Here is a 4,325-nt window from a genome sequence, read left to right on the forward strand (position 1 = left end):
TTGTTGTTTGTTGTGTTGAACGCTTTTGCATCTGTTTTAATGATTTCTAAAGCTTGTTGAGCAGTTCCTTTTCGAGCAACTTCAAATACATCTAATTTTTCTTGAGCAAATGAAGTCAAACTATAAAAGAAAGTGATAAAAAGAAAAGAGATTGTATTTATTTTCATGCTTCAAGTTTGATTATTACTTCTTGATGAAGCAAATGTTAAAAGGTTGCGTCGATTTGTTAAAATTTATTAAATTTTTTTGGTCGAATCGCGTTGTCTTAATTCGGTGTTGATTACAGTTGTAGTGTATGTGTAAGTTTCGTCGTTGCTTTCGAGCTTTTCGATTAGTAATTGTGCTGCTACTTCGCCAATTTCTGGACCATGTTGACTAACGGTTGACATACTTGGAGTCATTCTTCGCGACCAAACACCATCAGCAAAACCAATGATTGAAAGTTCTTGTGGAATTTTATAACCGTTTTGAATGCCTAATTTCATAGCAGTAACAGATGCGTGTTCGTCTAAAGCAAAAACGCCGTCGGGTTTATTTTTGATAAAGAAACCACCAATTTTAGAGTTAAACTCTTCGCTATTATTGGTTAGTATAACTAAATTTTCATCTACTTTTATACCTTTATCTTCAATGGCTTTGTAAAAACCTTGCGCTCTAAGTTTTCCTACACTTAAATTATCAATGGCTGACAACAACGCTATTTTTTTACAACCTGAATTTATCAAATGGTTAGTAGCGTTAACTGCCGACTCGAAATCGTCAACAACAACTTTGTCGCAGTTTACTTCTTCGGCAATTCGGTCAAACATTACAATTGGAGTTCCTTCATTGATAATTTCTTTAAAATGATTAAAACTCTGAAGTTTTTGAGATTCTTCTGAAATGGAAAGAATAAAACCATCGATAGTTCCGTTACTCAACATTTCAAGTGCGTTAATTTCTTTTTCTAACGATTCGTTAGAGATGCAAGTGATGACTTTATAGCCTTTTTCATCGCAAACTTTTTCAATTCCACTAAAAACTTTAGCAAAAAATGAATTCAAAATATTAGGAATAATTACGCCAATAGTTTTAGTTTTTCTATTTTTTAGATTTAAACCGATAACATTTGGTTTGTAATTTTTCAGTTTTGCATATTCTTGAACGCGCTGTTTTGTTGGCTCGCTAATCTCCGGACTTCCGTTCAAAGCCTTAGAAACTGTCGAAACAGAAACTCCTAATTCTTTTGCAATTTGTTTTAAAGTAGCTTTCGATTTCATTTGGTCATAGTTAAAGTGTAAAAATAGAAAAATAAATTATAGGAATGGAATATTTATTTGTATTCGCTAATTGGTTGAAAAGCAATTAAAAGAAATTTTTTATGACTGTTTGGATATATGATATTTATTTGTACTTTTGCACTCCTTTAATTAGGAATGGAATGTTTAATTAAAATATTATTATGGACGCATTAAGCTACAAGACACAATCTGCAAGCAAAGCCACTGTTCAAAAAGAGTGGATCATTGTAGATGCTGATGGTCATAACTTAGGTCGTTTATCTTCAAAGGTCGCTATGATTCTTAGAGGTAAATACAAGCCAAGTTATACACCTCACGTCGACTGTGGAGATAACGTAATTGTTATCAACGCAGAGAAAATTAACCTTACCGGTAACAAACTTGACGACAAAACGTATATTCGTCACACAGGTTATCCAGGAGGACAAAGATCTTTGACTGCAAAAGTTTTGCAATCAAAAAACCCTGCTACACTTGTTGAAAAAGCAGTTAAAGGAATGTTACCTAAAAACAAATTAGGAGCTGAACTTTTCAGAAATCTAAATGTTGTTGTAGGAACTGAGCACAAATATGCTGCACAAAAACCTAAAACAGTTAACCTAAACGATCTTAAGTAATGGCAACAATTCACAAAATCGGTAGAAGAAAATGTGCAGTTGCACGTGTTTATGTTTCTGAAGGAACAGGAAAAATCACCGTAAACAAAAGAGAATTTAACAACTACTTTCCAACAGCTACTTTACAGTACAAAGTATTGCAACCAATGTCTATGACAAACAATGCAGAAAACTTTGACGTTAAAGTAAATGTATATGGTGGTGGTTCAACAGGACAAGCAGAAGCTGTAAGAATGGCAATCGCTCGCGCAATGTGTGAAGTAGAAGCTGAAAACAGAGCTATCCTAAAACCAGAAGGATTATTAACAAGAGATCCAAGAATGGTAGAGCGTAAAAAATTCGGTCAGAAAAAAGCACGTAAGAGATTCCAATTCTCAAAACGTTAATATTCAGATTTTTTTACAAATTAAAATTGAAATTAATAAAGTTGCCGATATTCTTTTTGACGAAAAAGGGATTAGTTTAGCATCTAAATTTTTAAGACTAACGAAAGTAACTACTTGAAAATTGCTATAACAACGGAACGTAAACTATTACACAATGGCAAACAAAATTGAAGTTAAAGATTTATTAGAAGCAGGTGTTCACTTTGGACACATGACTCGTAAATGGGATCCAAATATGGCTCCTTATATTTATATGGAAAGAAATGGTATTCATATCATTAATCTTTATAAAACAGCTGCAAAAATTGAAGAAGCTAATGAAGCTTTGAAAAAAATTGCAGCATCTGGTAGAAAAGTACTTTTTGTAGCTACCAAAAAACAAGCAAAAGACATCGTAGCTGAAAAAGCTGCAGCTTGTAACATGCCTTACATCACTGAAAGATGGCCAGGTGGAATGTTAACTAACTTCGTTACTATCAGAAAAGCGGTTAAAAAAATGGCTTCTATTGATAAAATGAAGAAAGACGGAACATTCATGACACTTTCTAAAAAAGAAAGATTACAAGTTGATCGTCTTCGTGCAAAATTAGAAAAGAATTTAGGTTCTATCGCTGATATGTCAAGATTACCTGCTGCATTATTTGTAGTAGATATCAAAGCAGAACACATCGCAGTAAAAGAAGCACAAAAATTAAACATTCCAGTTTTCGCAATGGTTGATACTAACTCTGATCCACGTGAAGTAGATTACGTTATTCCAGCCAATGATGATGCTTCTAAATCAATCGATAAAATTTTATCATTGGTTACTGACGCTGTAAAAGACGGATTAGCAAACAGAACTTCTGACAAAGAAGTTGATGCTCCAGATACCGAAGCTTCGGTAGAAACAGCTGTTGCTGAAGTTGCTGCTCCAGTAGTAGAGGCTACAGAAACTAAGTCTGAAGAATAAAAACCAATAATTACGAATTATGAATTAAGAATTACGAATTATTATACTCGTGATTTTAAGTTTGTAATTCGTAATTTTTTTTTAAAAGAATTTTATTAATCTTAAAATAAAAAACAAAATGGCAACAATTACTGCTGCAGACGTAAACAAATTAAGACAACTTACAGGTGCCGGAATGATGGACTGTAAAAAAGCTTTAGTTGAAGCTGAAGGAGATTTCGATAAAGCAATTCAAAACCTTAGAGAAAAAGGACAAAAAGTTGCAGCTAACCGTTCTGACCGAGAGTCTTCTGAAGGTGCAGCTGTTTCTTTTATCAATGCAGACAACACAAAAGGAGCTATCATCACTTTAAACTGTGAAACAGATTTCGTAGGTAAAAACGAAGCTTTCGTAGCTTTAGCTAAAGATTTAGTAGAAAGAGCAATCAACTTCTCTTCTAAAGAAGAATTTTTAGCTTCTGATTTCAACGGAATTACAGTTGCTGAAAAATTAATCGAGCAAACAGGTGTTATCGGTGAAAAAATCGAAATCGGTGGTTTCGAAATTTTAGAAGGTGCATTCGTTGGGTCTTATGTTCACGTTAACAAAATTGCTGCTTTAACAGCTATTTCTGCTAAAGTTGACAATGCTGAAACATTAACAAAAGATATCTCTATGCAAGTTGCTTCAATGGGAGCTGACACATTATCTTACAAAGATTTTGATCCTGCTTTCGTTGCCTCAGAACTTGCTGCTCGTATTGCTGTAATCGAAAAAGAAAACGAAGAAGCTGCACGTTTAGGAAAAACATTGAAAAACGTTCCTAAATACATCTCTTTCTCTCAATTAACTCCAGAAGTTATCAAACAAGCAGAAGAAGATGCAAAAGCTGAATTAAAAGCAGAAGGTAAACCAGAGGCAATTTGGGACAAAATCCTTCCAGGAAAAGTAGCTCGTTTTATTTCTGACAATACTACTTTAGATCAAGAAAAAGCATTATTAGACCAAAACTTCATCAAAGATGACAGTAAAAAAGTAGCTGATTATGTAAAAGGATTTAATGTAGAAATTACAGGTTTCAAACGTGTTTCTTTAGGATAATACATTATC

5 protein-coding genes are annotated in these 4,325 nt (G+C 33.4%); 4 read left to right on the forward strand and 1 reads right to left on the reverse strand.

Annotated elements, in window-relative coordinates; genetic code table 11:
- Positions 1–236: 236 nt before the first annotated feature.
- Positions 237–1,259 carry a LacI family DNA-binding transcriptional regulator gene (locus IAI56_RS15220; RefSeq protein WP_187658675.1) on the reverse strand — a complete coding sequence of 341 codons (1,023 nt, stop codon included), beginning with the start codon at positions 1,257–1,259 and terminating at the stop codon, positions 237–239.
- 182 nt (positions 1,260–1,441) lie between these two features.
- Here IAI56_RS15220 and rplM point away from each other — a divergent pair, with 182 nt between their 5' ends.
- From rplM to tsf, 4 genes are all read left to right on the forward strand, one after another.
- Positions 1,442–1,897, forward strand: a complete 456-nt coding sequence (rplM, locus tag IAI56_RS15225; RefSeq protein ID WP_187658676.1) for a 50S ribosomal protein L13 — start codon at positions 1,442–1,444, stop codon at positions 1,895–1,897.
- Positions 1,897–2,283 carry a 30S ribosomal protein S9 gene (gene rpsI / locus IAI56_RS15230; RefSeq protein ID WP_187658677.1) on the forward strand — a complete coding sequence of 129 codons (387 nt, stop codon included), beginning with the start codon at positions 1,897–1,899 and terminating at the stop codon, positions 2,281–2,283. Before rplM ends, rpsI begins: the two co-directional genes overlap by 1 nt.
- 154 nt (positions 2,284–2,437) lie before the next feature.
- Positions 2,438–3,235 carry a 30S ribosomal protein S2 gene (rpsB, locus tag IAI56_RS15235; RefSeq protein ID WP_187658678.1) on the forward strand — a complete coding sequence of 266 codons (798 nt, stop codon included), beginning with the start codon at positions 2,438–2,440 and terminating at the stop codon, positions 3,233–3,235.
- Positions 3,236–3,353: 118 nt separating this feature from the next.
- Positions 3,354–4,316, forward strand: coding sequence for a translation elongation factor Ts (gene tsf / locus IAI56_RS15240; RefSeq protein ID WP_187658679.1), 963 nt, complete (start codon positions 3,354–3,356; stop codon positions 4,314–4,316).
- The last annotated feature ends 9 nt before the right edge of the window (positions 4,317–4,325 follow it).

This window comes from Flavobacterium macrobrachii (assembly GCF_014486675.1).
Taxonomy (GTDB): domain Bacteria; phylum Bacteroidota; class Bacteroidia; order Flavobacteriales; family Flavobacteriaceae; genus Flavobacterium; species Flavobacterium macrobrachii.

Bases quoted from the DNA above. Each gene is read 5' to 3' on its own strand.
- rpsB (WP_187658678.1), top strand. From the start codon at position 2,438: ATGGCAAACAAAATTGAAGTTAAAGATTTATTAGAAGCAGGTGTTCAC.
- IAI56_RS15220 (WP_187658675.1), bottom strand. From the start codon at position 1,259: ATGAAATCGAAAGCTACTTTAAAACAAATTGCAAAAGAATTAGGAGTT.
- rplM (WP_187658676.1), top strand. From the start codon at position 1,442: ATGGACGCATTAAGCTACAAGACACAATCTGCAAGCAAAGCCACTGTT.
- rpsI (WP_187658677.1), top strand. From the start codon at position 1,897: ATGGCAACAATTCACAAAATCGGTAGAAGAAAATGTGCAGTTGCACGT.
- tsf (WP_187658679.1), top strand. From the start codon at position 3,354: ATGGCAACAATTACTGCTGCAGACGTAAACAAATTAAGACAACTTACA.